Source organism: Polyangium sp. y55x31, from assembly GCF_029946505.1.
In the GTDB taxonomy this organism is placed as follows: domain Bacteria; phylum Myxococcota_A; class Polyangia; order Polyangiales; family Polyangiaceae; genus Polyangium.
The window spans coordinates 1-25,253 of record NZ_JARZHG010000067.1; the positions used below are offsets into that span (position 1 = coordinate 1).

At 68.4% G+C, this 25,253-nt stretch carries 22 protein-coding genes; 11 read left to right on the forward strand and 11 right to left on the reverse strand.

Going from position 1 to position 25,253, the window contains the following annotated elements:
* The first annotated feature begins 172 nt into the window (after positions 1–172).
* Positions 173–421, forward strand: coding sequence for an SMI1/KNR4 family protein (locus QHF84_RS48890; protein WP_281320553.1), 249 nt, complete (start codon positions 173–175; stop codon positions 419–421).
* Between the two features lie 16 nt (positions 422–437).
* A complete protein-coding gene (locus tag QHF84_RS48895) occupies positions 438–1,118 on the forward strand; it encodes an ABC transporter permease (protein ID WP_281320554.1) in 681 nt (226 codons plus the stop codon).
* On the opposite strand, the gene QHF84_RS48900 is transcribed toward QHF84_RS48895, so the two are convergent.
* Positions 1,083–2,447 (reverse strand): cytochrome P450, encoded by a 1,365-nt coding sequence (locus tag QHF84_RS48900; RefSeq protein ID WP_281320555.1) that lies wholly within the window; start codon positions 2,445–2,447, stop codon positions 1,083–1,085. The genes QHF84_RS48895 and QHF84_RS48900 overlap by 36 nt on opposite strands.
* Before the next feature lie 100 nt (positions 2,448–2,547).
* Here QHF84_RS48900 and QHF84_RS48905 point away from each other — a divergent pair, with 100 nt between their 5' ends.
* The 5 genes from QHF84_RS48905 (at position 2,548) to QHF84_RS48925 (ending at position 8,408) form a co-directional block, all read left to right on the forward strand.
* Positions 2,548–3,558: an NADP-dependent oxidoreductase gene (locus QHF84_RS48905; RefSeq protein WP_281320556.1), complete on the forward strand. Its 1,011-nt coding sequence runs from the start codon at positions 2,548–2,550 to the stop codon at positions 3,556–3,558.
* Between the two features lie 94 nt (positions 3,559–3,652).
* Positions 3,653–4,957, forward strand: a complete 1,305-nt coding sequence (locus tag QHF84_RS48910; protein WP_281320557.1) for an efflux RND transporter periplasmic adaptor subunit — start codon at positions 3,653–3,655, stop codon at positions 4,955–4,957.
* Between the two features lies 1 nt (position 4,958).
* Positions 4,959–5,672: an ABC transporter ATP-binding protein gene (locus QHF84_RS48915; protein WP_348652949.1), complete on the forward strand. Its 714-nt coding sequence runs from the start codon at positions 4,959–4,961 to the stop codon at positions 5,670–5,672.
* Positions 5,672–6,877, forward strand: coding sequence for an ABC transporter permease (locus QHF84_RS48920; protein ID WP_281320559.1), 1,206 nt, complete (start codon positions 5,672–5,674; stop codon positions 6,875–6,877). Before QHF84_RS48915 ends, QHF84_RS48920 begins: the two co-directional genes overlap by 1 nt.
* On the forward strand, positions 6,870–8,408 hold the full coding sequence (locus tag QHF84_RS48925) for a TolC family protein (RefSeq protein WP_281320560.1): 1,539 nt from the start codon (positions 6,870–6,872) through the stop codon (positions 8,406–8,408). The genes QHF84_RS48920 and QHF84_RS48925 overlap by 8 nt, the downstream gene beginning before the upstream one ends.
* A 3-nt stretch (positions 8,409–8,411) precedes the next feature.
* Here the strand turns inward: QHF84_RS48925 and QHF84_RS48930 are convergent, their stop codons facing one another.
* On the reverse strand, positions 8,412–9,458 hold the full coding sequence (locus QHF84_RS48930) for a hypothetical protein (RefSeq protein ID WP_281320561.1): 1,047 nt from the start codon (positions 9,456–9,458) through the stop codon (positions 8,412–8,414).
* Between the two features lie 305 nt (positions 9,459–9,763).
* Between QHF84_RS48930 and QHF84_RS48935 the strand changes: the two genes are divergently transcribed.
* From QHF84_RS48935 to eutB, 3 genes are read left to right on the forward strand one after another with little or no spacing between them, the layout of a single operon-like run.
* Positions 9,764–10,987, forward strand: a complete 1,224-nt coding sequence (locus QHF84_RS48935) for a hypothetical protein (protein ID WP_281320562.1) — start codon at positions 9,764–9,766, stop codon at positions 10,985–10,987.
* A 13-nt stretch (positions 10,988–11,000) separates the two neighbouring features.
* The gene (locus QHF84_RS48940) at positions 11,001–12,422 is read left to right on the forward strand and encodes an ethanolamine ammonia-lyase reactivating factor EutA (RefSeq protein ID WP_281320563.1); all 1,422 of its coding nucleotides are present in this window, start codon (positions 11,001–11,003) and stop codon (positions 12,420–12,422) included.
* A 14-nt stretch (positions 12,423–12,436) separates the two neighbouring features.
* On the forward strand, positions 12,437–14,635 hold the full coding sequence (gene eutB, locus QHF84_RS48945; protein ID WP_281320564.1) for an ethanolamine ammonia-lyase subunit EutB: 2,199 nt from the start codon (positions 12,437–12,439) through the stop codon (positions 14,633–14,635).
* Between the two features lie 6 nt (positions 14,636–14,641).
* On the opposite strand, the gene QHF84_RS48950 is transcribed toward eutB, so the two are convergent.
* The 9 genes from QHF84_RS48950 to QHF84_RS48990 form a co-directional block, all read right to left on the reverse strand.
* Positions 14,642–15,229, reverse strand: coding sequence for a hypothetical protein (locus QHF84_RS48950; protein ID WP_281320565.1), 588 nt, complete (start codon positions 15,227–15,229; stop codon positions 14,642–14,644).
* A 78-nt stretch (positions 15,230–15,307) separates the two neighbouring features.
* Positions 15,308–16,951 carry a WGR domain-containing protein gene (locus QHF84_RS48955; RefSeq protein WP_281320566.1) on the reverse strand — a complete coding sequence of 548 codons (1,644 nt, stop codon included), beginning with the start codon at positions 16,949–16,951 and terminating at the stop codon, positions 15,308–15,310.
* A gap of 90 nt (positions 16,952–17,041) precedes the next feature.
* Positions 17,042–18,310, reverse strand: a complete 1,269-nt coding sequence (locus QHF84_RS48960; protein ID WP_281320567.1) for an AarF/ABC1/UbiB kinase family protein — start codon at positions 18,308–18,310, stop codon at positions 17,042–17,044.
* 357 nt (positions 18,311–18,667) lie between these two features.
* The gene (locus QHF84_RS48965; protein ID WP_281320568.1) at positions 18,668–19,516 is read right to left on the reverse strand and encodes a DUF2470 domain-containing protein; all 849 of its coding nucleotides are present in this window, start codon (positions 19,514–19,516) and stop codon (positions 18,668–18,670) included.
* Between the two features lie 61 nt (positions 19,517–19,577).
* Positions 19,578–20,318, reverse strand: coding sequence for a hypothetical protein (locus QHF84_RS48970; RefSeq protein ID WP_281320569.1), 741 nt, complete (start codon positions 20,316–20,318; stop codon positions 19,578–19,580).
* Positions 20,305–20,910 (reverse strand): sigma-70 family RNA polymerase sigma factor, encoded by a 606-nt coding sequence (locus QHF84_RS48975; RefSeq protein ID WP_281320570.1) that lies wholly within the window; start codon positions 20,908–20,910, stop codon positions 20,305–20,307. The genes QHF84_RS48970 and QHF84_RS48975 overlap by 14 nt, the downstream gene beginning before the upstream one ends.
* A 213-nt stretch (positions 20,911–21,123) precedes the next feature.
* The gene (locus QHF84_RS48980; protein WP_281320571.1) at positions 21,124–21,558 is read right to left on the reverse strand and encodes a hypothetical protein; all 435 of its coding nucleotides are present in this window, start codon (positions 21,556–21,558) and stop codon (positions 21,124–21,126) included.
* A gap of 435 nt (positions 21,559–21,993) precedes the next feature.
* Positions 21,994–22,587, reverse strand: coding sequence for a hypothetical protein (locus tag QHF84_RS48985; protein ID WP_281320572.1), 594 nt, complete (start codon positions 22,585–22,587; stop codon positions 21,994–21,996).
* Positions 22,584–23,822: a hypothetical protein gene (locus QHF84_RS48990; RefSeq protein ID WP_281320573.1), complete on the reverse strand. Its 1,239-nt coding sequence runs from the start codon at positions 23,820–23,822 to the stop codon at positions 22,584–22,586. Before QHF84_RS48990 ends, QHF84_RS48985 begins: the two co-directional genes overlap by 4 nt.
* 37 nt (positions 23,823–23,859) lie before the next feature.
* Here QHF84_RS48990 and QHF84_RS48995 point away from each other — a divergent pair.
* Positions 23,860–25,253, forward strand: a 1,394-nt coding sequence (locus tag QHF84_RS48995) for a serine/threonine-protein kinase (protein ID WP_281320574.1), incomplete at its 3' end; no start/stop codon positions are given.

Consider the following 25,253-nt stretch of genomic DNA (forward strand, 5'->3'; position numbering starts at 1 on the left):
CCAGAGCTTCCGCCGCATCGCGGTACGGTACGAGCGCCACGTCGAAAACTTCCTCGGCTTCGTCCACCTCGGATGCATCGTCGTGTACCTCAGGAGACTCCTGGACGATTTATGAGATGACTTCTACGAACCAAACGAGCTTCTCTGGCTCTTGGAGGAGCGGAGGGCCAGCTTGGGCGATGATGTCCTCGCAATCGCGTGTGATTCGAGCGGAGATCTGTACGGCATCGTCACCAAGGGCGAGCAGCGAGGACGCGTGTACTTTTACGACTACTATGCGGAATGGGAACCCTACTTCGTCGCCAGCGACTTCGACGCGTTCCTCCAGCAACTGCGCCCGCTGACGCCCGAGGAACTCGCCCTCATCGAGGCGGGAGCGGCGACGGCGGTGGTTGTTGACCCCGACAAACCCGTCGAGTAGGGTGCCGGGCAGAGACATGGACGACAAACTCGACCTCGGCCAGGCGTACGCGCCGCCCGCCGCGTCGCCGCCCGCCGCGCCCCTCCCCGGCGTGGGCTCGCCCTATGACAGGATCGTGAGGTGGTCTTTCCCGGTCGGCGTCGTGGTCGGGTTGGTGTTGGGCTGCGTGGTGTATCTTCAGTCCGTCTACGCGCTGAGCCAATTGAATGTGGAGAAGCACGCCCCGGGGATCGTGTGCGTCGCCGTGCTTCGCGCGATCGGCCCCGTCAGCGCCGTGCTCGCCGTATCCCTCACGGCGGCCGTCCGCCTCCATCGCGCGGGGCGCAGGGCGAGCGGACCCCTCGAGGTCGAGCACGCGCGCGTGCTCCTCGTCCTGGCGACGTTCCCTCTCCTCACCGTCGTCACGACGCTTTTCGGCCTCCTCGGCGCCCTGCTTCTCTGGCTGGCAGAACCCACGGGGACGACGAGCGAGTTTTGGGCGTCTCTGTCCGATTTCGTGAGATGGCCGGATCCCGTTTACGGCCTGGCCGTGGCCGCAGGCTGCGGGGGTTTTCTCACGTGCCTGCTCCGTATCGGGGCAAACTGGCTCACCACGAAGAAGCACGGCCTCGCCCTGAAGCTCTTCGTCGCGTACGCCTCGCTCGCGATCCCCAATGCTGTGCTACGAGCTGTCCTTTCGGTCGTGGATCCGGTTTGAGTCGCGCCGCTCCATGACGACCGGCATTCCGCGGGAAGGCGCGATCGTCACCCCGCGACGAACCTCGTGCACCTTGCCGAAGAGCGGCAGCCGTAGCTCCGCGCGCGCGAGGATCGTGGCGAGGATCATCTTCATTTCGTAGAGCGCGAAGGCCAACCCGATGCAGCGGCGGATGCCGCCGCCGAACGGGAGCCACTCGTGGGGCGCGAATCGCTGGCGCAAGAAGCGGTCCGGATCGAAGCGCGTGGGATCCGGGTAGAGATCGGGCCTTCGGTGAATGAGGTAAATCGAGACGAGGGCGGGCGTGCCCTTTTCGAGGTCGTAACCGCCGATCCGCATCGGCCGCTGCAGGACGCGGCCGACCATCATGACCACGGGCTGCAGGCGCAAGATCTCCCGCGTCGTCGCGTCGAGCAGCGCGCAGCGGGCGATTCGCTCGGGCGCGAGAGCCGGCAGCGCGCCCTCCGTTTCGAGCTCGCGGACGAGACGCGCCCGGAGGCTCGTCGAGTCGAGGATCCACCGCAGCCCCCAGGACAGCGCGGTCGCGGTGGTCTCGTGGCCCGCGGCGAGCAAGGTCATGAGCTCGTCGCGCAATTCGCCGTCGCTCATGGGCTCGCCTTGCTCGTCGCGCGCGTCGAGCAGGAGCGATAAGATATCGTCCCCGCGCTCGCCCGAGGCCCGACGGCGCCGAATCTCCGCATAAAGCATCTCGTCGGTTTCGTGGAGCGCCCGGGTCAGGCTGTTCCAGCGCGTGAGGGGGCCGAGGTCTCTCTGGAACCAGGGCAAGAGGAAGATCGGGGTCGTCGCGAGCTCGAGGATTCCCACGAGCTGCTCGCGCAATCGATCGAAGAGCGCGCCCTCGGCGATGCCGAAGACGACGCGCAAAATGACGTCGAGCGTGATGGCCTGCAGGCGCTCGTGCACCGGGAAGCGCTCGCGCTCGGGCCAGGTCGCGATCGAGGCCTCGGTGAGGGCGATCATGCGGGCGCCGTACGAGGACATGCGCTCGCCGTGCAGCGGCGGCATGAGCAGCTTGCGCTGGCGAAGGTGTTCTTTTCCGTCGAGCAAGAGGAGCGAGGCGTCGCCGAGGAGCGGCCGGAGCACGGCGTTGGCCTGGCCGGCGTGGGCGTCGTCCGGGCCAAGGGCAAAAATCTCCTTCGCGGCGTCGGGGTGGTGGAAGATTACGGCCGGCTTGGGCATGGCCGGAAACCGCAGGGTGAAGGCGTCCGGGTACCGCTTCGCCATGGCGTCGAGGAAGGGGAACGGGCGGTACAAGAAGGGCAGGAGGGTGAGGGCCGGGTGCAGGGGGAGTCCGGGGGGGCGGGACATGGGCGCAGCATAGGGGGGATCGTGACGGAGGGAAGGGGCGGCGCGGGCCGTTGCTCGGGGCGCGCCGGCCGGATAGGGTGCGCCGCGAGAGGAGCAAACGATGACCGAAGTGAACCGTTCCTGGCGCCTCGCCGCGCGGCCGCAGGGCATGATCAAGGACAGCGATTTCACGTGGCACGAGGAGCCCTTGCCGGCGGAGCTCGGGCCGGGGCAGATCCTCGTCGAGACGCTGTATCTCTCGGTGGATCCGACGCAGCGGATCTGGATGGAGCGTGACTCGTACCTGCCGGCGGTGGCCATCGGCGAGGTCATGCGTGCGGGCGGCGTCGGGCGCGTGCTCCGTTCGACCCTCCCCGACTTCTCGCCCGGCGACCTCGTGTACGGGATGACGGGCTGGCAAACACACGCCGTGATCGAGCCCTCGATCCGCGGGCCGCGAAAGCTCCCGGAGGGCGTGCCGCCGACGATGGCGGTCTCGCTCCTCGGGCTGACGGGGCTCACCGCGTATTTCGGGCTGCTCGACGTGGGGCGCGTGAAGGAAGGGGAGACGGTCGTGGTCTCGGGCGCCGCGGGCGCGACGGGCAATGCGGTCGGGCAGATCGCCAAGATCAAGGGGTGCCGGGTCGTGGGGATCGCGGGCGGCCCAGAGAAATGCGCGTGGATCAAGGACGAGCTCGGGTTCGACGCGACGATCGATTACAAGACCGACAACGTCTACAAGCGGCTGGGCGAGCTCTGCCCGAACGGGATCGACGTGTATTTCGACAACGTCGGCGGCTCGATCCTGGAGGCCGCGCTCGGGCACCTCGCCATGCGCGGGCGCGTCGTGCTTTGCGGCTCGATCGGCGATTACAACAACGCCGAGGCCGCGACCGGCCCGAAGAACCTCATGAACCTGGTCATGAAGCGCGGCCGCATGGAAGGGTTCCTCGTGACCGACTACGCGGCTCGGTTCGGCGACGCCATCACCGACCTCGCGCGCTGGGCGGCCGAGGGTCGCATCAAGGATCGTGTCGACGTGGTCGAGGGCCTCGCGAACGCGCCCGCCGCGCTCCGGCGGCTCTTCACCGGGGCGAACACCGGCAAGCAGCTCGTCAAGGTGGCGGGCTGACGCCTCTCTGCGCGGGGGCGTGCCTCGGCCTCTGACGATCGGACACGTCCCCGCGTAGGGAGCCCGCCTCGGCGACCGTCCAAGGGGAACGATCATGACATCTCCTCGAACCATCGAGCCGACCACCGGGGATCCCGAGGTCCTCAAGGTCGTCGCCCGGGGCAAACGGCGGCGGCTGCCGTGGGTGCTCGTCGCCGTCGTCCTCGTCGCCGGCGGCGGCGGCGGCTTCTACGCCTGGAAGAAGAAGAACACCGCCGCCGCGGAGAGCACGAAGTACCAGTCGCAGAAGGTCGAGCGGGGCGACCTCCGCGTGACCGTCACGGCCACCGGCACCCTGAAGGCGCGCAACACCGTCGAGGTCGGCGCGGAGATCACGGGCCGCGTGCTCGAGGTCCACGTCAATTTCAACGACAAGGTCACGAAGGGCCAGATCCTCGCCGAGATCGACACCGAGCAATACACGGCCCGGATCGAGGAGGCGACGGCGCAGCTCGCCTCGGCCAACGCCTCGCTCGTGAACGCGCGCACCACGGCGAGCGAGAACAAGCAAAAGCTCACGCGGGCCGAGGCCATGCTGGCGCAGGGGCTCGCGCCGGCGCAGGACGTCGAGACCGCGCAGGCGAACTACAAGCGCGCCGAGGCGCAGGTCGCGTCGGCGTCCTCGCAGGTGACGCTCGCGCATGCGTCGCTCAAGGTCGCGAAGACGAACCTTTCGAAGGCGGTCATTCGTTCGCCGATCGACGGGATCGTGCTCAACCGGGCGGTCGAGCCGGGCCAGACCGTGACCTCGGGCATGCAGACGCCGGTGCTCTTCGTGCTCGCGGCGGACCTCGGTCAGCTCCAGCTCAACGTGCAGGTCGACGAGGCCGACGTGGGCGCGGTGAAGGAGGGGCAGGAGGCGAGCTTCACGGTCGACGCGTATGCGCAGCAATCGTTCGCGTCGAAGGTGCTGGCCGTGAAGAACATGCCGACGACCGGGACGACGGTCGTGACGTACGAGGCGTGGCTCTCGGTCGACAATTCGAAGGGGCTGCTCCGGCCGGGCATGACGGCGACGGCGACGGTCGTGGTCGACGAGCGGAAGAACGTGCTGCTCGTCTCGAATGCGGCATTGCGGTTCAACCCGAACCGGAAGTCGAGCACGCAGCAGCAGCAAGGCATTTCGGTGAACCAGTTCTTGCCGACGGGTCGGCCGCCGGGGATGGGGCAGCAGCAAAAGCGCCCGGGCGGCACGGGCGCGCCGCGCGAGCCCGTCCTTTGGCTGCCGACGGGCGGCGAGCCTCGCCGCGTGAAGGTGGAGGTCGGCGCGACGGACGGCATTCGTACGGAGATTCGCTCGGAGGAGATCACCGAGGGGACCGAGGTCGTGGTCAGCATGATCGAGGCGCCGCGTGGCTGAGCTGCCTCGCCCGGAAGGCGGCCCGAATGCGGCCTTTCCGATCGTCGAGTTCCGGCGCGTCGAGAAGATCTACGGCGAGGGCGAGTCGGAGGTGCGCGCGCTCGACGGCGTCGACATGCGCATCGATCCGGGGGAGTTCGTCAGCATCATGGGGTCCTCCGGCTCGGGCAAATCGACCGCCATGAACATGATCGGTTGTCTCGACGTACCCACGTCCGGCGCGTACCTCTTTCGCGGCGTCAACGTCTGCAACCTCGATCAGGATCAGCGCGCGCTCCTCCGGCGCCATTTCATCGGGTTCGTCTTCCAGGGGTTCAATCTGCTCGCGCGGACGACGGCGCTCGAGAACGTGGAATTGCCGCTCATCTACCGGCGCGTGCCGGCGGAGGAGCGGCGACGGCGGGCCCTGAAGGCGCTCGATCTCGTGGGGCTTTCGTCTCGCGCGGGGCATACGAGCGCCAAGCTCTCGGGCGGCCAGCAGCAGCGCGTCGCCATTGCGCGGGCGCTCGTGACGGAGCCGTCGCTCCTGCTCGCGGACGAGCCGACCGGAAACCTCGATACGGCGCGCAAGGCCGAGATCATGGAGCTCATGGTGCAGCTCAACCGCGAGCACGGGATCACCGTGGTGATGGTGACGCACGAGCCGGACATGGCCGAGTACGGGACGCGGACCATCGTGTTTCGCGACGGCAAAATCATCTCGGGGAATCACTGATGCTCTGGGCCACCTTGATCATGTCCCTGCGCGAGGTGCGGAAAAACGCGCTTCGTTCCTTCTTGACGATGCTCGGCATCATGATCGGCGTCGGCGCGGTCATCGCGATGGTGACGATCGGCGAGGGCGCGACGCAGAAGGTGCGCAGCGACGTCGGCGCGCTCGGCGAGAACATGCTCGTCGTCTCGCCCGGCGCGGCGCGGCGCGGGCCGGAGCGCACGGCGGGCAATCCCTTCCAGAAGGACGACGTCGAGGCCATCGAGCGCGAGGTGACGGGCATCAAGGCCCTGTCTCCGACGGCGCAGTCGAACACGACGGTGGTCGTCGGCAACCAGAACTGGCCGACGAGCGTGATCGGCGTCGACGAGGGCTATTTCGAGGTCCGCGGCTACAAGATCGAAATGGGGCGGAGCTTCTCCGAGGTCGAGGCCGCCTCGGGGACCCCCGTATGCATCATCGGCAAGACCGTGCGGGACAACCTGTTTCCCGGGACGATGCCGATGGGCCAGCGCATCCGCGTGAAGCAGGTCTCCTGCCTCGTCGTCGGCTTGCTCGCCTCGAAGGGCCAGGCCGCGATGGGCGGCGATCAGGACGACGTGGTCCTGATGCCGCTCCGCGCCTTCCAGCGGCGCATCGCGGGCAACAACAACATCAGCTCGGTGTATTTGCAGGTCGAGCAGGCGGAGCTGACGTCCTCGGTGCAGGCGCAGGTGGAGGACCTCATGCGCGAGCGGCGCCGCATCCAGCCCGGCGCGGTCGACGATTTCAACGTGCGCAACATGCAGGAGATCGCCGACACGATGAGCAGCGTCACCGCGTCGATGACGGGCCTGCTCGGCGGGATCGCGGCCGTGAGCCTGCTCGTCGGGGGCATCGGCATCATGAACATCATGCTCGTCAGCGTCACCGAGCGGACGCGTGAGGTCGGGACGCGGCTCGCGATCGGGGCGCTCGCGAGCGAGGTGCTCCTGCAATTCCTCGTGGAGGCCGTGGTGCTCGCGCTCCTCGGGGGGATCCTCGGGATCCTGTTCGGGCTCTCGCTCTCGTACGCGGCGACGCAGAGTTTGTCGCTGCCGTTCGTCATCTCGCCGGGCACGGTGGCCGGGGCCTTCGCGTTCTCCGCGGCCGTCGGCGTCATCTTCGGGTATCTGCCGGCGCGCAAGGCGGCGCGCCTCAACCCCATCGAGGCATTGCGTCATGAATAGAATGTCGAAAGGGTGCGTCGCCGTGTGTTCGCTCGCGATCGCCCTCTCCGCCGCGGAGGCGTCCGCGCAGCAGGCCCCGACGAGCGCGGCCACGCAAGGCGCCTCGCCCGTGGTCCATTCGATCACGGAGAACGACGTGATCACGCTCGTGCTCCGTCACAACCCCGACGTCGCGTCGGCCATTCTTTCGGAAAAGCAGGCGGCGGCCTTGGTGCGGGCGCAGGAGGTGCGGTATCCATTCGTGCTCTCGGCGAACGGCGGATACACGCACAGCGCGTCGCCCGCGCTCGGGCGTGATGGTCAGGTCTCGGTCGGCGAGCGTGACGTCTTCTCGCTGAACGCGGCGCTGCGGAAGGATTTTGCCACGGGCACGGTGGTGTCGCTCTCGGTCCAGAGCAGCCGCAGCTCGACGTCGAACCCTGTCGGCGAGCTCGTCACGGCGGGCGCGGCGGGCGTGGGGTATTCGATGTCGACGCGGCTCTCGCTCACGCAGCCCATTCTGCGCGGCGCGGGGACACGTATCGGCGAGGCCGGGCTCCGGGCCGCGGAGCTCGATCGGACGGCCGCGCACGAGGGGCGCGAGCGCGTGGCGAGCGAGGTCGTGCGGGACGCGCTCACGTCGTACTGGGAGCTCTGGTATGCGTCGCGCTCGCTCGCGATCGAGCTGGCCGCGCGGGATCTCGCGAAGGTCGAGCGCGACGCGGCCGACCAGCGGCGCGAGAAGGGCGCGGCCGCGGCCGTCGACGTGCTCTCGTACGAGACGCGTATCGCGACGCTCGGCGAGTCGGTCACGTCGGCGGAGCTCACCGAGATCCAGCGTGGGCTCGAGCTCTCCCAGATCCTCGCCGTCATCGATCCGAACGTGCGCCTGCGCGCGTCGGGCGATCCCGGGGACCCGCAGGTGCCGACCGTGGCGGAGGTCGAGAAGGCGCTCGCCGCGCTCTCGCCGGAGCTCAAGGAGCTCGAAGCGCGCGTCGCCGCGGCCGAATCCCGCGCGCAGGTGGCGGGGGATCAATATCGACCGCGTTTCGATGTGGAAGGGTACGTGGAGCTCCGCGGCCTCGGCAATGGCAGCATCGCGCCGGCGTTCGCGCAGATCGGCACGTTCGGCGCCGTCGGCGGGTACGTGGGGTTCATCTTCGAGGCGCCGCTCACGACCGCGCGCGAATCGGCCGAGGTCGAGAATGCGCGCATCAACGCGCAGATCTCGAAGAACAACCTCGAAGCCGCGCGCAGCCGGATCCGCATCGTCGCGCTCCGCCTCGTCGCGCAGCTCGAATCCGCGGACGCGCGGCGCAAGGCGGCGGCGCAGACCGTGGCCATCGCCGAGAAGCAGCTCGAAGCCGAGCGCGCGCGTTTCTCGCTCGGCACGTCGACGCCGCTCCAGGTGCAGCAAGCCGAGGACACCGTGCGCACCTCGCGCCTGCGCGTGGCGCGGGCGACGGTGGATCGGATCGAGGCGATGCTCCAGCTCGATCACGCGATGGGCCGCATCGCGGCGCGCCTCGGCGCATCCACGCCGGAGAAGTGAGGGTCAGCCGAGGGGCCGCGACGCGAACGGGCGCCGCGGCCGCACGCGGCCGGTGAGCGCGAGCCACTCGGCGGCGCTGATGGGCTCCTCGAAGAGCGAGGCGTCGCTGCCGTGCAACCGGAAGAGCTCCACGATGAAGCGCATGCGATCGGCGAGCGAATCCCAGCGCTCGGCGCGGCTGCCGCACGTCGACCGGATGTCGGCGTCGAAGCGCAGGACGAACGTGACGAGCTCCGGATCTTCGAGCGCCTCGAGGTGCTCGCCGAACGGCCCGTTGGGCAGATCCTCGCCGAGCCTGTGGATGGCCGTGCCGCCGCCGAGCTCGAGCTCGAGCATCGCCTTCGTGACGAGCGTGCGCGTGGTGGGGCCGCCGGGCATGGCGGCCGCGATCCGGCCTTGCAAGCGCGTCTGCTCCTGCAGCGCGACGTACAGGTTCGCCGCGTAGAGCAGCTCCGCCTTGCGTTTGCCCGCGGGCGCTCGGGCTGCTTCGAGGTAACATTCGAAGGCGCGGCGCAGGATGTCCTGCCCGCCCCGATCGGGCGGGCCTTTCGTGAACGACGCGAAAAACGTGGCGAGGGCCTCGTCTCCCGCGCGGTAAGCGCGCGCGAAGCCGGCGAAGGCGGGGGCGACTTCCATGAAGACCTCGCGATTGCCCTCGCCGACCTCCCGCGAGACGTCGCGCATCGTATCGAGGAGGAACCGCGCGCCCGGGACACGCGCCGCGGCGCGGGCGACGTATTGTTGTCCGGGGAGATCCTCGCCGCGAATGGATTGTCCGGCGCGGCGGGAGGCCCAGGCGGCCATCGTGCACCAGTTGATGCCGGCGCCGCTGCCGAGCAGATCGGCGATCTCCAGCGAAAGGTCGCCGTAGGCCTGGGTGATGAGCAGGTTGCGCGCAGCGGCGTTTTTCATCGCCACGACCCGCGCGATGTAGTCCTCCGTCACGACGCGCTCGACGCGGACGCCAGCTTCGACGAGGCGCGGGGATTCCTGGAGAGCAGGCCGACGGGGAAGGACGTCCCATGCAAAGCTGAGGAGGAGCGCGATCATGTCGATTCTTCAAAGCACGCGGCGGGCCAGCCGAGCTCGTCCCTCCGGCGCGCGGTTTTTCCTCGGATCCGCATGGTCGTGGCGCGTTTGGACGCAGGAAACGTGCTCGGGTGCCGGCTCGAGCCTGCAGCAGTGCGGGCTCCGGTGAGCAGGCAGGATTTCGGCAAATGGCGGGCATTCGACCGAAAAGCACCTTTCCCTCTCTCCAAGCTACCCCTCGGCTCCAGGATCTTCGTTCGCCGATCCGGCGCCAAAGCTCCGCGCTCGCCGTGCCGTCCAAGCCCGGCCATGACAAGAGGAACCACGTGAAACGCGCGCCCGAGACGGCCCTCCTCCTCTCCTTGATGCTGCTCGCCGGCTGCAGCCGCTCGCTGTCGCATCACCTGCTCGACGCCAGCATGTCGAGCGCGCACCGGCCGGCGCCGCCCGTCGCGGCCGCGTCGGTCCTCTCGGAGGCGACGAGCCCTTATCAGCTCCTCGGCGGGGACATGCATTGCCACGTGAGCCCGCCCGACTCGCCCCAGCACGTGAGCCGCAGCATGGAGGAGACCATCGAGCTCGTGCGCGCGGAGGGGCTCGATTTCGTGGTCCTCACGCCGCACGTGCCGTCGCAGTTCTTCCAGAGCGAGTCCCAGCGGCAGAGGGTGCGAGGCGAGCTCGCGGCACTCGAGCGGACCGTGCCGCGAGGGGAGGGGGAGCCGATCTTCGTCGTGGGGTTCGAGTACACCGATCGCGATTACGGCCACATCGGGGCGGCGTTCGCGGATCTCGACGCCGTGTTTGCGGACGTCTCGGCGCGCGCGGCCCTCACGGATCCGGCGAAGTTTTTCCAGGCATTCGTGCAGCGCGGAGGGCTGCTCGTGGTCAATCATCCACTGCTCACGCCGGTCGACTCGATCATTCGAATCGCGCGGGCAGACCTCTCCTGGCGCCCGTTCACGGCGCCGGGGCCGTATCCGGAGGAGATCGTCGCGGCCGATCGAATCGTGCAGGCGTTCGAGGTCTACAACCTCGCGGTGACGGAGCTCCGGGATCGCTTCCTGCTCGGCGACTCGGCCGCCACGCTGGAGGCGACGTTCGCGCGGCTCGATCGGGAGATCCCGCTGCGCGCGCGGCCGCTCGTGCCGGTCGGCGGCTCGGACAGCCATAGCGGCCATCTGCGGGCGACGACGTTCGTGCTCGCGGAATCGCGCTCGGCGAAGGGCGTGCGGGACGGCATCGTCGCGGGTCGCGTCTGCGTGCGGGATCCGGCGGCGTGCTCGTTCGAGGTGCGCGCTGCGGGCGGAGCTTGGCTGCCGCCGGGGAGCGTGATTCGTGATGCGACGATGGTGGAGGTGCGGGCCCGGGGCGAGGAGATCCGTTTCTGGGCGAATGGCGCCACGCTCACGCCGGAGGAGCCGGGACATAGCGTGTTCGTCCCGGTCATGCCGGGGAAATGCAGCGTCATCCGCGCGCGGGTCGACGCGGGGTATTCGGGGCCGGTGTACGTGAATTGTCCCTTTTCGCTGGGCACGGGCCAGCCTTCGTGATGTATTCGCCCGGGTGAGCGGTACCGTCAGCCTGCTCGGGCTCGACTTCGGCAGCACCACCAGCAGCGCGATGGTCGCGTCCGCCACGATGGTGCGCAATTGCGTGACCGGCCGTATGGAATTGAGCCGGCTCGCCGAGGAATATCGCTCCGTCCCGGTCTTCACGCCTCTCCGTGATGGACGCATCGACGTGGATGCGGTCGCGGCGCTCCTCGAACGGTGGCTCGCCGAGGGAGGGCTTTCCGGGAAAGAAATCTTCGGCGGCGGCGCGCTCGTCACGGGGCTCTCGGCGCAACGGGACAACGCGGAGGCGCTCTCGTCGCTACTCCGAGCGCGCCTCGGCGACGCCATCCTCGTCGCGATCGGCGACGCGAACCTCGAGTCCTGGATGGCGTTTCTCGGGAGCGCGGCGCGGCTCTCGCGAAGGCATCCGGAGGTCGAGATCGTGAACCTCGACATCGGCGGCGGGACGACGAACCTCGCGCTCGGCGTCGATGGAGAGGTTCGCCGCACGGGCTGTCTGTTCGTCGGGGCGCGGCATCTCCAGGTCGAGCCGGGGAGCTATCGAATCGTCGCGATATCGAGGTACGCTCGGGCGCTCCTCGATCACCTGGGGATCACCCGCGGACCCGGGGATATGTTGTCTCCCGGCGACGTCGACGTGGTGCTTTCGTTTTACGTCGCGCTCCTCGAATCCGCCGTCACCGGGCGCGCCGATCCGTTCACGACGCCCATTGCGCGCCTGCATGTGCATACGGACCTCGGGCTCGAACCACCTGCGCCGTCCGTGCCCCGCATCGTCACGCTTTCGGGTGGCGTGGGCGCGCTCGTGTACGACAAACTGCGGGGCGCGCCGTGGCCCTCCAGGACGTGTTTCGGGGATCTCGGCGTCGATCTCGCCCAGCGAATCCTCGCGTCCGACGTCCTCGCGCGGGATCTCTCGGCGTGGGTCCCCGACCATTTCGGTCGTGCGACGGTCTTCGGAATGATGCGGCATAGCATGGACATCTCCGGCGCGACGGTCTTTCTCTCGTCGCCCAACCTCTTGCCGCTGCGCGATTTGCCGATCCTCGGCCGGCTGGGAAGCGACGCGGATGCCGAGCGCGTGCACGCGCTGCTCCGGCTCGTGCGCGAGAGCCCGTCCGGCGGTTGCCTTCGGATCGAATGGACCGGGCCTCCGCTCGCGGCCGTCCGCCGGATTGGCGCTTCCCTCGGCGACGAATTGCGGGCGCGTCCGCTTCGGCCGGAACAGGCGCTCGTCCTGTTCGTGGCCGAAAATGTGGGCAAGACCCTCGGCCAGTATGTCAGTGACTGGGGCAAGAGCCCGGTTCACCTCGTCGTCATCGACGAGGTCGTCGTCAAAGATGCACGGTTCGCGCAGATCGGGCGCATGAAGGATCACGTCGTTCCCGTCTGGTATTACGGTCTGGATTGAGAATCGAGGAAACGATGCAGCACGTCACGTCGAAGCTCGTGCCATTGTCCGACATCGTCGTTCCCCGGCCAGCGCCGCCGGAGCTTCATCGAACGACCGTCCTCGACGAGGAGATCTCGTTCCTCGGCCTGAAAGCGCTCCTCGGCGCGGCGGACGAGGACAAGGCGGGGGACCGCAATGCGGGGCTCGCGGCGAAGAGCGCTCGGCACCGCGAGGCCGCCCGGACGATCCTGTCATCCCTCACGCTGCGGTACCTCTACGACCATCCGCTCACCGACGACGACGGCAACGTCGATTCCGTCATGCGGGTCAACTACGCGATCGATCATGCCGTCTTCGCCGAGATCGAATCGATGACCGTGGGCGGACTGAAGAACCACCTCCTGCGCTCGCCGGGCGCGGAGAGCGCGCGCGTGGGCAAGGCCTTGACCGGCGTGATGGCGGCCGCGCTGGCCAAGATCTGCGACGTGCACGAGCTCATCTATCTCGCGCGACGGATCCCGCGGCCCACGAAGGCGCGGACGACCCTGGGTTTGCCCGGCACCTTGTCCTCGCGCCTGCAGCCGAACCACCCCACCGACGATCTGCGCGGGATCACGCTTCTCTTGTACTGGGGGCTCTCGATGGGCGCGGGGGATGCGCTGCTCGGCATCAATCCTGCGATCGATACCGTCGAGAACATCTCCGGGCTGCTCCGGCACCTCGACAAACTGCGCCGGCAAACCGGCGTGCCCACGCAAATCTGCGTCCTCGGGCACATCAAGACGCAGCTCGCTTGCCTCGAACGAGGCGCGCCGGTCGAGATCCTTTTTCAGAGTCTGGCCGGCACGGAAAAGACGCTCACGTCCGAATTCGACGTGACCGTCGAGCTCCTGGATCACGGCCATCGGACGATGCGCGAAAAGGGAGCGCTCGGGCCGGACGCGCGGCAGTTCATGTATTTCGAGACCGGCCAGGGGAGCGAATTCACCTACGGCAAGCACCACGGCATCGACATGACGACGACGGAGGCCCTCTGTTACGGCCTCGCCCGTCGCTACGATCCCTTCATGGTGAACAACGTCACCGGCTTCATCGGCCCGGAGACGCACCTCGACAATTTCGAGATGATCGTGTCGAACCTGCAAGACCACTTCATGGGCAAGCTGCTCGGTTTGCCCATGGGCATGGCGCCGTGTTTCACGCTCCACTCGCACATCACGCTCGAAGGCCAGCAGATGGCCACGCAGATGTTGACCGCGGCGGGCGCGAATTACTACATGGATGTCGCGCTCAATACGGATCGAATGCTCGCGTATTTCGATACCAGCGGCCACGACGACCAGACCTTGCGCGAGCTGTACGGCAAGCGCGTGACGCCGGAATACGAGGCGTGGGCGATCGAGCGGGGGATCTTCCGCAAAGACGAGGACGGTAGCCTCGCCCGCGGGCCGAATTGGGGCAATCTTCGCATGTTCCTTTCATCGGACGCGGAGCTCCAGGGCCTGCTCGCGACCACGCCGGCCCTGCACGGATTCGAGACCGCCGGTCCGCGGCCCGCCGACGAGGTCAGCCGCCGCGTCCGGCTTCATCAGGCGGTGGGGCGGGAAGCGACGCAAAGCGTGCTTCGCGTCGAGGAGCTGCAAAAGGTCCTCGATTTCCGGGTGATCGCGACCGGAGCCCCTTCCAAGGAAGCGCACCTCAATTCACCACACCTCGGCGCGCGGGTCGCCGCGGCCCACCGCGCCCTGCTCGTCCCCGAGCATCGCAAGGTGCAGATCCTCGTCTCCGATGGGCTGAGCGCCGAGTCCGTCCACCACAATGCCGGCGAGCTCCTCCCCGTGCTGCTCGACGGCTTGAACGCCCGCGGCATCACCATGGGCAAACCCATCCTGGCCCCGAACGGGCGGGTGAAGCTCTCCGAGGACGTCGCCGATCTCGTGCAATGTGAGCTCGTGATCTGCCTGATCGGCGAGCGCCCCGGCGGCGATGCCCTCGCGTCGCGTAGCCTCTCGGCTTATCTGGTGTATTGCCTGCGTGAGGACGAGACGAGGCGGAAAGCCGCTGCCTTCAGCGGCAATCCCGAGGTGCGTTTCGAGTATACGGTGATCTCGAATATCTACGCCGGCGGGCTGCCGCCGCTCGAAGCGGGCGGCGTCATCGCCGAGAAGGTGTTCGAGGTGCTGGAACGTCGTGCGGCCGGCAATCGCCTGGAGGCGTTGCTCACGTCTTGAGGCGGGTCAGGGTACGCGCTTGGCCGTGGCCTTCACCGTGATCGGGCCGGAGCCGGGCGTGGGGCATCCGCACTTCGAGTACACGAGCGTGCCCATGGCATCGTCGCCGTTGAATTGCAGCGTGAGCTCGCGCTTCTCGCATTGATCCTCGCCGGAGAAGCAATACGACGTGTCGGTTTCGGCGGTGAGCGTGCACCCGTCCGCCGAGACCGAACCGGTCGCCGTGTACGAGGCGGGCGTGGGGGGCATGGGGTTACAGCTATGCATGGGCATCGTGTCGTCGCCCTCGAAGGTGACGCTGATCGAGACGTCGGACGCGTTTGGCGTGACCGTCAAGAGATCGCCCATGGGGACGCAGCCGTCCGTGTCCTGCTCGTACGTGATCTGCCACTTGCCCGCGGCGGAGCAGGACCCGCCGCCGCCAGCGCCGCCGGTCCCACCGGTGCCACCGGTGCCGCCGGTGCCGCCGGTGCCGCCGGTGCCGCCGGTGCCGCCATTGCCGGTGCCGCCGCCGCCGTCACTGCAGGCGGGGATCACGAAAAGCGCGAGGGTTACCGCGAGGAATGCTGAAGGAAACGCAAGAGAAGGTCGCATGGGCCGAGGATAGCCGTCACGGGCGGACCTCGCCAGGCCGCAAAACTGCTCTTGCGCGGAGGGGGCAGGGTTCGATGCTCACTGCGCGAGGCGACGAATCTCGCCGAGCACGCGGTAGAAGCCGCCGCCGGCGACCTCACGCACATCGTCGACGATGTACTTTGCACCCTCGATGCGGATGTTGCGCGGGAACTGGCAGTTGTACGACGACTTGAAGCCCGGCGAGACGACACGCACGCGGAGCTTGCCGCCTTGCTTCACGCATTCGACGATCACGCCCTTCGACGTGTCGCGCGTGGTCTCGAGCTGCGTCGACGGGATCTCCTGGACCTTCGCCGGCGCCTTGATGTCGCGCGGCGTGGGCACCTCGCCGGCCTGCGCCTTCTGAATCGCCTCCTCGCTCGCGTCGATGCAGGCGAGCGAGCCGTCGGTCGTGACGATGTAGAGCCGTTCGTCGCGGTATTGCATCGAGTACGCCGAGCCGCACCCGGTCGCGAGCTTCCACAGGCGCTTGCCAGCCGCGTCGAAGCAATAAATGGTGGAGCTCGAATCGCCGCCGAAGATGTACTTGCCGCCGGGCGAGGCCGCGCAGGAGTAGACCGTGTCGTCGCAATCGCAGACGACGCCGGGCTTGCCGTCCTTCGAGAAGACGTAGACCTTGTCGTCGGTCGTGCCGGCGTAGACGTCCGAGGCCTCCTGCCAGCCGAAGAGCACCGAGCCGTCCGTCTGCGCCTCCCAGACCGCCTTGCCGTCCTTCCAGGCGTATTTCGTCACGCCCTGGGAATGGCCGTGGTAGACGCCCTTCTCGTCGGCGCGCACCATCCAGCCGCTGGACCCCTTGCTCTTCTTGCGCCAGTTCGTCTCATTTTCGTGATCGAAGATCGCGATGTTGCCGTCGGCGTCGGAGACGCAGAGCTTGCCGCGGTAGATGTCGAGCCAGAAGATGTCGACGTTCTCCTCGACCTCGTACGCGAGGCGCGGGACGTGGCCGCCGAGGTCGTAGACGTTGCCGTCGTCGCAGCCGGCATAACGCCAGTCGTCGTCGGCGATGATGCATTTCACGCCGTCCGGGAGCTTGTATTGCTGCTCGATCGTGCCGTCGGCGGTCACGGCGAACACGTTGCCGCTCTGGTTGCCGACCCAGAAGAGCTTCGTGTCGATGTAAATGCCGAGCGCCGCGGCGCCGGAGGAGAACTTCCAGAGAACGGGCGCGCGCTTCGCCGTCGAGGGCTTGCTCTGGATCGTCCGGCGGGTGACGGCGCGCTTCTGCCGCACGCCCATCACGGCCGATTCGTAGCCCTTCTTCTTTTTCTCGTTGATCTTCTTCTGCGCGAACGCGATCGCCTCGGCCGCCGTGCGGAACTTCTGCTCCTGCTTCTGCCCGCCGTCGCCGATGCGGCCGTACCGAATCGAGACCTTCGTCCCGTCGATCACGACCTCGTAAAACTTGTGCGAACCCCCGCCGTCCTCGGAGAGCTCGAGATACGTGCGGTTCGCGTCCGCGGCCGCGGCAGCGGGCGCGGGAGCGGCGGCGGCGGGAGCGGCCGCGGCAGCCGTCGTGGTCCGGCCGGAGGAGGAAGCGGCGCGGCTGCGTTTGGCGGCCGGGGCGGGGGTGCGGGCGGCGCTCGTCCGCGGGGCCGAGGTGGTGCGGGTCGACGCGGCGCTCGGAGACGCTTTGCGCGCGCTCTTTTTCGTGGTGCTCGGTGTGCGTTTGGTGGCCATGGCGTGCTCTCCTCCGGGTTTCCGGCAAGCCGATGAGAGCACGACGCACGGGGCGGCGTCACCAGGGATGAGGGCCGTTCGAGGCGGATCTCAGGGCATGAACGAGCGTTCTTCCGCTGCGTAATCGACCTCGACGTCGAAGCGGGCCAGGACCGAATAAAACCCGAACTGGAGCCGGTTCATGAAGAGCATGCCCTCGGGCATGGGCACGAAGGAGGTGTCGCCGGTCTTGAGCGTCTCACGGCCCGCCTCCCTCATGTGATGGACGAGGCTCGCCACGTAATCGCGCGTGATCCGGAACGGCGAGGAGAACTGCGGCTCGAACGCGCGGCGGATGTACGAGAGGACGCGCTTTTCATGATCGCCGCCGCGGGTCTCCAGCATGATCTTCGCGGCCTCGGCGAACGTGGCCTCGTCGCGCTCGATGGCCGCGCGGTGGAGCTTGCGCGCGACGCCGCGCCGCTTCTCGGGGATGGTCTGCACACAGCCGAAATCGAGGAACGCCACGCGGCCGTCGTCCTGGAAGAAGTAATTGCCCGGGTGCGGGTCGGCGTTGAACATCTCGCCGACGAGCGTGCCCTTGTAAACGAACCGCCAGAGCGTGCGGCAAAGCTCGACACGATCACGCTCGGGCAGGGCGGCCGCCTCGTCGAGCGTCCGGCCGCGGACGAACTGGGTCGTGAGCACGCGGCGCGACGAACGATCGAGATCGACCGTGGGAATCAGGATCTTCGGGTCGCCCTCGAGGACGCGGGCAAACTCGATCTGGCGGCGGGCCTCGATCGTGTAATCGAGCTCCTCGCGGAAGCGAGCGCGGACCTCTTCGAGCATTTTCGCGGAGCCGACCTTGCGCGTGCCCATCATCGAGAGCGCGCCTTCGAGGAGCCCTGCATTTTTCAGGTCGGCCTCGACAGCCTCGGCCACGCCGGGGTGCTGGACCTTGACCGCGACCTCGGCGCCTTCGAGGGTGCGGGCGCGGTGCACCTGGCCGATGGAGGCACTGGCAATGGCCTTTTCGTCCCATTCGGCGAAGAGCCGATCGAGCGGGGCGCCAAGCTCTTCCTCGACGAGGTGGCGAATGGCCTCGGGCGAGGAGCGCGGCGCAGCGGCAAGCAGGCTCTTCATCGAGCGCTGGTAGGCGTCGCGGTGCTCCTCGGGGACGAGCCCATCAATGTAGCCAGCCATCTGGCCGACCTTGGCAGCGACGCCGCGGAGGTTGCCGAGGACCTCGGCCGCACGCTTGGCGGCGTCATCGCCGTCGCGGCGGAGCAGGAGGCTCGTCCCCGTGCGCGCGCCGATCTCGGCGAGGCGGACGAGTCGGCCGAGGCGGCCCGAAGGAAGCTTGGTTTCGTCCGACATCCCGTGCCGGACGTAGCAGACGGGCGCAGGATCGTAAAGGCTCGGGTAAGCGTAGCGCCGGGGTTTCACCCCGGGCCCGACCAGGGGCTATCCGCCCCTGGACCCGGACCAGCGCAAGCGCTGGACCCAGGGTCGATGAACTGCGCGATGCGCAGTTCATCGAACAGGCCAGGTCAAGACCGGCGAGGGGCTTGCCAGCCCTGTCTCGGCGGGCAACGCCGCGCGTGGTCTTGTCACGGGCCCGTCCGAGAAACCGCGCATCGCGCGGTTTCTCGGCCTTCGGTCCAGGCCGTGCCTGGTCCGGGGTGCAGGGGGCGGACAGCCCCCTGCTGGGGTGCGGGGCGAAGCCCCGCGCTCTCAGTCTTCGCCTTCGCCGGCCCGCCCCGCCATCTCGATGAGCGCTTTGCGTGCCTCCTCGCGGGTCCGGACCTCTGCGTCCCACGCGAGCCGCACGCGGCGCTCGCCCGCGGGGGTCTCGACGGCCATTTCGATGCCGAATCGATCCACGGCGATCATCTGCGCGCTCGTGGCGTCGCCGATCCCGGCGAGCTTTCGCGCATAGGCGAGGATCGACGAGGCGTGGTCGTCGTTCATGTGCCCGAGGATGCGGGGCGCGAATTCGGCGAGCGGATCGGGCTCGGCGCGGGCGTAGTCCGCGGCGTCGACCCAGGACATGCGGCCGAACCCGCCGACGTAGCGCAGGGTGCGCGGCTCGATGCGGTAATGAGAAAAGTCCGCGAAATCGGCGTAGGTCGCGGCGTCCGGGTGCGCGGCGAGGAAAAGCGCGCGGCATTCGGGCACCTCCTCCGGCGGGACGGCCGTGCAGGGGCCGATGAGCGTGACGCGTCCTTTTTCGAGCAGCTTGTCCCCGACGATGGGTGATTCGAGGAGGAGGACGGAGGCCTCGGGGCGCGCGAGCAGGTTTTGCGTGTGCTCGGCCAGGCGCGAGAGCAAAAGGACGGCGCGGCCGCGCGCGTCCGTGGCGAGCGCCACGAGCGAGGCGTAAGGGAATCCCTCGGGGTCACGCGCCATCGTGGCGAGTGATCCGAATCGGGCGGCGCGGGCGAGCGTGCGCGCGCGTTCGGCGTGGCTCGGCGCGCGCGAGGAGGTCCCGGACGGACCCGTCCCTGCGGCCGTGGAGCGCGTGTCCACGCCTTGCCCGAGGTTCTCGTTTCCGGCGGCATTCTGCTCGCGGCCCTTCGTCATGATAGGGCCGTCATAACACGGCGCGCCGGTTTCTTCGATGCGGGACGACCGAACGATCGAATCAGGGCGCGGCCTTTTTCTCCTCCGCCTCTTCCGGTGGGCACTCCTCTTCTCGGCGGAGCTCGATGTTCACCCGCCGCTCGCCTTTTCCGTCCCCTTGCACATCGACCTTCACCTGACCCTCGAAGCCCTGCGCGGCGAGCTGCGCGAGGATCTTCTGCCGGACCACCTCGACGTCCTGGTCGTCGGTGATGTCGATGTTGAAGAGGTCGTGACCGAGCTTCTTGCCGAGCGTGCTCTCGACCTTGCCGGAGAGCGGCTTCTCCGTGATCTTCGCCGAGGCGAGCGCGGGCATGGCCTCGCGCAGCTTGTCGGCGAGCGGCTCGTCGCCGATGTCCTCGCCCCACGCCTCAATCTGCAACGTGAGCTCGCCGTTCTCGTGGCGACCGCGGACCTTCACGTTGTCGAGCTTCACCGCGCCCTCCAGGGCCTTCATGACCTCGGGCGGCTTGGGCATACCCTCGGACTCTGCGTACGTGACGGTGAGGCTCCGGCCGACCTCGACGTCGACCTCCATGGGAGCCGCGCAAGCCGCGACGCCGATCACCGCGGCGATCGCCGCGCCAAAAGCCACCTTCCGCAAGACGTTTTTCTTCTCCATGGGCTTCCTCCTTCGTTCCGGGGGCATCGCATCGAATGTGGCGAGGAGCGACGCTTCGAGCGCCGTGCGGTGCTCGGGGCGAGGCGCGCTCGCGGGCTCGAAGACCTTTTCGAGCTCTTTTTCTCGATCAGAACCGAACATCGACCACCTCACCTTCCTGGAGCACCTCGCGGAGCGAGCGCTGCGCGCGCGAGAGCCGCTGCTTGACGGCGGCCGTGGATTCCCCGAGCAGCGCCGCGATCTCGGCGTGTTCGAGGCCATCGCCATACCGGAGCGCGAGCACCTCCTGCACGTGATCGGGCAAAGCTGCGACGGCGGCGCGGAGGGCGCGGACGCGCTCTTCTTTGACGAGCGAATCGAGGGGCGTCGCGCGATCGTCGACGAGGATCGGCGCGACGTCGTCGATGGACATGCCCTCGCGGCGAGCGCGGGCATGATCGATGACGGCGTTCCGGGCCATGGCGAGGACGTACATGCGCACGGAGCCTCGGCGGAGATCGACGTCGCCGAGGTGTTCGAGCAGCTTGTGAAAGACGCGGCCGACGAGGTCCTCGACGTCTTCCCGTCTGCGGACGCGTCGGCCGACGAAGCGGCTGACCGGGTCGTAGAGGTCCTGGTAGAGGGAGCGGAACGCTTCGCGGTCGCCCGCTTGGGCGCGGGTGAGGAGAGCGCGATGGCGATCGTCGGGGTCCGCCCAGGGCCAGGGGAAGAGGCGCATGAGGTGCTCGCTCATGCTCTACGGGGCGGGCGGGGGGAGGTGACAGGAAAAGTTCGAGGGGGAAGATGTGAGGCGGGATGCTGGAGGGTGGGGACGGAGCGGGCGGCGAGGGGAAGGGCGTGGATGAGAAAGTTCGTCCCTCAAAAGAATCGAGTCAATCGAGCGCCGGCATGCGGCGACCGGGGGCCTCGCGCGGCACTTGCCGCAGGCGACGCGGGCCGAGGAGGCTCAGCAGTTGAAGCCGGTGCACAGGCGCCCGCCACAACAGTTCTCCGAGACCCAGCCGCACTTCTTCTGCTCCCCCACGTAGAAATAACAGCTTTCCCCCGTGGGGTACCAGACCCAGCAATCGATGCCGCAGTTCCCCTGGGGTTCGAGCGACGGCGCGGACGCGGGCTCGCACGCGGAGATGGTTTCTCCGTCGTAGGTGATGCAGCTCCCGAGGACATCCTTCAAACGGGCCTGGGTGGAAGCGGGGATGTCCCCCACCTGGAATTCGCCTTGTTCCGCCACGGAAAGCTCGGACAGGTCCGCTCCCTCTCCGCGCTCGGTCTCCGGCTCGTCGAGCGTGGCGCAACCGAACGAGATGACGACCATGACCGTGAGGAAAAGAGCAGCACAACGATGCAACATCGCGCCTCCTTGAATGGTGCGTAGCTTCATGCGTGCCCCTCCAGGCGAGCTTCATGCCGGCTGAGAGAGGGCGCGCGGCAAACCACCACAAGGTGAGCCCCCTGGCCAAGCTTCTTTCGACATCGAAATCACACGCGCCCCGCTCCAGGTCGCTCCTCTCCATGTCGAATGTGGTCCGTGCCCGTCGAAGCGCGTCGAGGGGGACAGGAGAACGTGATCCGAGGGGGTCGACGCGTGTCTACCCCCTCGGTCCACGATGACAGGTGGGGGTCGCAACGACTCTACCCCCTCGGTCAACGATGACCGGCGGGGGTCGCAACGACTCTACCCCCTCGGTCCACGATGACCGGCGGGGGTCGCAACGACTCTACCCCCTCGGTCCACGATGACCGGCGGGGGTCGCAACGACTCTACCCCCTCGGTCCACGATGATCCGCAGGGGTCGACGCGAGGCGAGGGCGTCGGCTAGCCCCGCGCCTTCCACGACAGCACGAAATCACAATCGCCCCGCTCCAGATCGAGCCCCTCCACCTCGACCTTCCCGTCCACGCCGCCGAAGTCGAGCCCGCCTTCCCAGCATCCGCAGAGGAGCTCGACGATCGTGCCGCTTCGGAAATGCTCCACCGGATACCCACGCAATCGAAGAATCCCTTGGCTCTCGGTCAGCGGCACGTGGACGAGCCGGCCCGCATTCTCGGCGATGAGCTCGCGGCCACGCGGCACGAAGCGTATGAGCGAATTGGCCGAGAACCCGACCCGGCGCCGGAAGCTGTCGATCACGGCGCGGAACATCGGGTTCTCGAAGTAACGGTTCATGCAGCGCCGGAAGAGCGCGCGGGTGCCCGGCGCGCCGAGTTCCGCGCGTAGCGCTTCGAGCAAATCGTAATAGGGCTCGGGCCGGAGCCATTGCACGGCGAGCGCGCCGCGGATCTCCGCGATGGACGCGGGCGACGTGCGCGCGAGGATGCGATCACGCACGGAAGGGTCGAGCGCCTCGACCTCGCGGAGCGTGGCCTGGGCGAAGCTCGCGCGGTTTCGTTGCGGGGCGGCGCTGCTCACCGCAGCCCACATCCCACCGTGACCGCTTGATCCACCGTCGCCCGCTCGATCTTCCTCGTATCCGCGTCCACCGTGACCCGCACCTTCACGCTGCCGCCGAGCCCCACGCGGGCCACACCTTTCAAGAGGTCGCCGATCAGCCCATCCACGTGCGCGCCGACCGCCGAGGCGCCGAGCTCCGAGCACGCGACCGCGCCGTCGAGTGTCATCTTCACCCGCGCGGAGAGGCCCTCGCGTTTCACCGTCCCGGGGCCGGAGAGCTTGAACGCGCCCGCGTCCACCGTCGCCTTCGTGATGCGCATGTCCACGAGGTTCGGCGTGATCTCGAACGTCGCCCCGAGCTTCGTCTTGTTTCCGAAGACGATGCCGTCGAGCTCCTTCGGATGCGGCGGCACCCAGCCCTTCACCTCGAACGACGCCGTCCCCGTGTACATCCCCTTCGCTTCGGGACCGCCGAACGTCACCACCACCGTCCCCTCCACCGTCGCCCCGCGCAGATCCGCGGGGACCGACAGCGAGCGCGCGCGGGCGAGGTCGTCGATCTTCGTCGCCGGAAGCGTCGACGAAAGCCGCATCGGCTTCGCCTTCGTGTCGAGCGCGAGCCGCAGCGGCGCCGCCTCGGGCGTCTTTGCGCCGAGCCAGATCGAAGCCGGATCCTTGCCGTTCCAGCGCGCGCCGACGAGGCCGAGGTTCGTCCCCTCGAACGCGACCGTGCCCTCGAACGCACCCTCGTCGCCGCGACCCTTCGTCGCGCGGCCGGCGAGCACGATCCACGGCGACTCCTTCGAGCCCCAGTTCACCGTCACGTCCGCGGTCGCCGGCAGATCCAGCGCGCCCGGGTGGCGGCTGTCGAACGCGGCGAGGGCGTCGAGGCGCTCGTCGAGCGGAACCGCGAGCGTGACCACCACGTTGCGGGCGTCGATCCGCGTGGGAGAAAGCCCGTCGAGGTCCACGGCGACCCACGGGGACTCGGCCGATAGGCCCGCGACGCCTTCGAGCTTGGCCTTGGCGCCGAGCAGCACGACGCGGCCCCACCTGGGGTTGAAGTCCTCGAACGTGAGCTCGATGCCCCGCGCCCGCGCTTCTTTTTCGATCCACCACCGGGCGAGCGGGCGGTGGCCGAGGCCGATCCCGAGGCCAAGGATCGCGGCGAGGACGAGCACGAAAGCCACGATCCATCGCCGTCGGTTGCTCTTTTTCGGGGCCTCCGGGGGCGTGTCGGGCAGCGTGTCCATACCTCGTCCCTGCTAGCACGTCGGGGACGCCGAGAGCGTGCCTCTCGTTTCGCAGGGTGGTGGAACGGCGCGCCTCGGACGTATACTGCGCGCCATCATCATGGCGGAAGGGACGCTGGCCCAGCCTGGCGACGTGATCGCCCGCAGATATCGCGTCGAATCCTGGCTCGGCCAGGGCAACATGGCCATCGTCTACCAGGCCAAGCACGTGAACACGGGCAAGGCGTGCGCGCTCAAGCTCGTGCACCCGCACCTCGTCACGCGGAAAGAGTTCGTCGACCTCTTCGTCAAAGAGGCCCAGCTCGGCGCGCGGATCGGCGAAAACCCGCACATCGTCGACGTCTTCGACGCAGGCGTCGACGAGGCGCGCAAGGTCCCGTACCTCGCGATGGAGCTGCTCCAAGGCGACACGCTGGAGAGCTACCTCAAGAAGCACGGGCGGCTGCCCGCGCGGCTCGCGCACACGATCTTCGAACACCTCGCCGACGCGCTCGACCAAGCCCACGGCGCAGGCGTCATCCACCGCGACCTCAAGCCCGGCAACCTGTTTTTGGCGCGTGATCGGAAGGGCCAGATCCTCCTCAAGGTGATGGACTTCGGCATCGCGAAGGTGCTCGAGAGCCACGAGCAACGCACCGCGACGCAGATCGGATCGCCCGCGTACGCCGCGCCCGAGCAGCTCGGCGCGACGCTGCGCAGCCTCGCCGCGACTCAAGGCATCTCGATCTCGCAGACGGTGCAAGCGTCGACCGACGTGTGGGCGCTCGGGCTCGTCGCGTACGAGGCGCTCACGGGCGTCCCGCCGGGCCAGTACTGGGGCGTCGACACGTACGCCGATCTCATGATCTGCATCGCGCTCGAAGATCATCCGGCGGCGTCGCATCGGGCCGGCGACTACGCGAAGTTCCTGCCGCCGGGCTTCGATCCGTGGTTCTCGAAGTGCATCCAGCGCGACGCCGCCGCGCGCTGGCAGTCCGCCGGCGAAGCCGTGCGCGAGCTGATGCGGCTCATCGACCTGTGGACGACGTCGGATCCGATGACGGGAGACGTCAAGATCGCGCCGTTCGAAGCGCCGGTCTCGTCGAAGTCGGCCAAGGCCGGAAAGCCCCTGCCGAAGCCGATGCCGAAGCCCGCCGCGGCCGGGCCGCTCCGCCCGTCGGTGACGGGTCTGCCGCTCAAGCTCCAGGTCTCGAAGTCCGCGCCCGGTACGGCCGAGCCGGCGAAGGTCGCCACGCCGGAGCCGAAGACGGGGCCGGTGTCGAAGGCCGGGCTCGCCGCGCCCGTGGTCGCGCCGAAGACGGGGCCCGCGGCCACGCCCGCGCCGGCGGCCGCCGCGCCGAAGACCGGGCCCGTGGTCCCGCCGAAGCCCACGACCGCGCCGACCCCCGCGCCCGCGCCCGTCGCCGCGACGCCCGCACCCGCGCCCGTCGC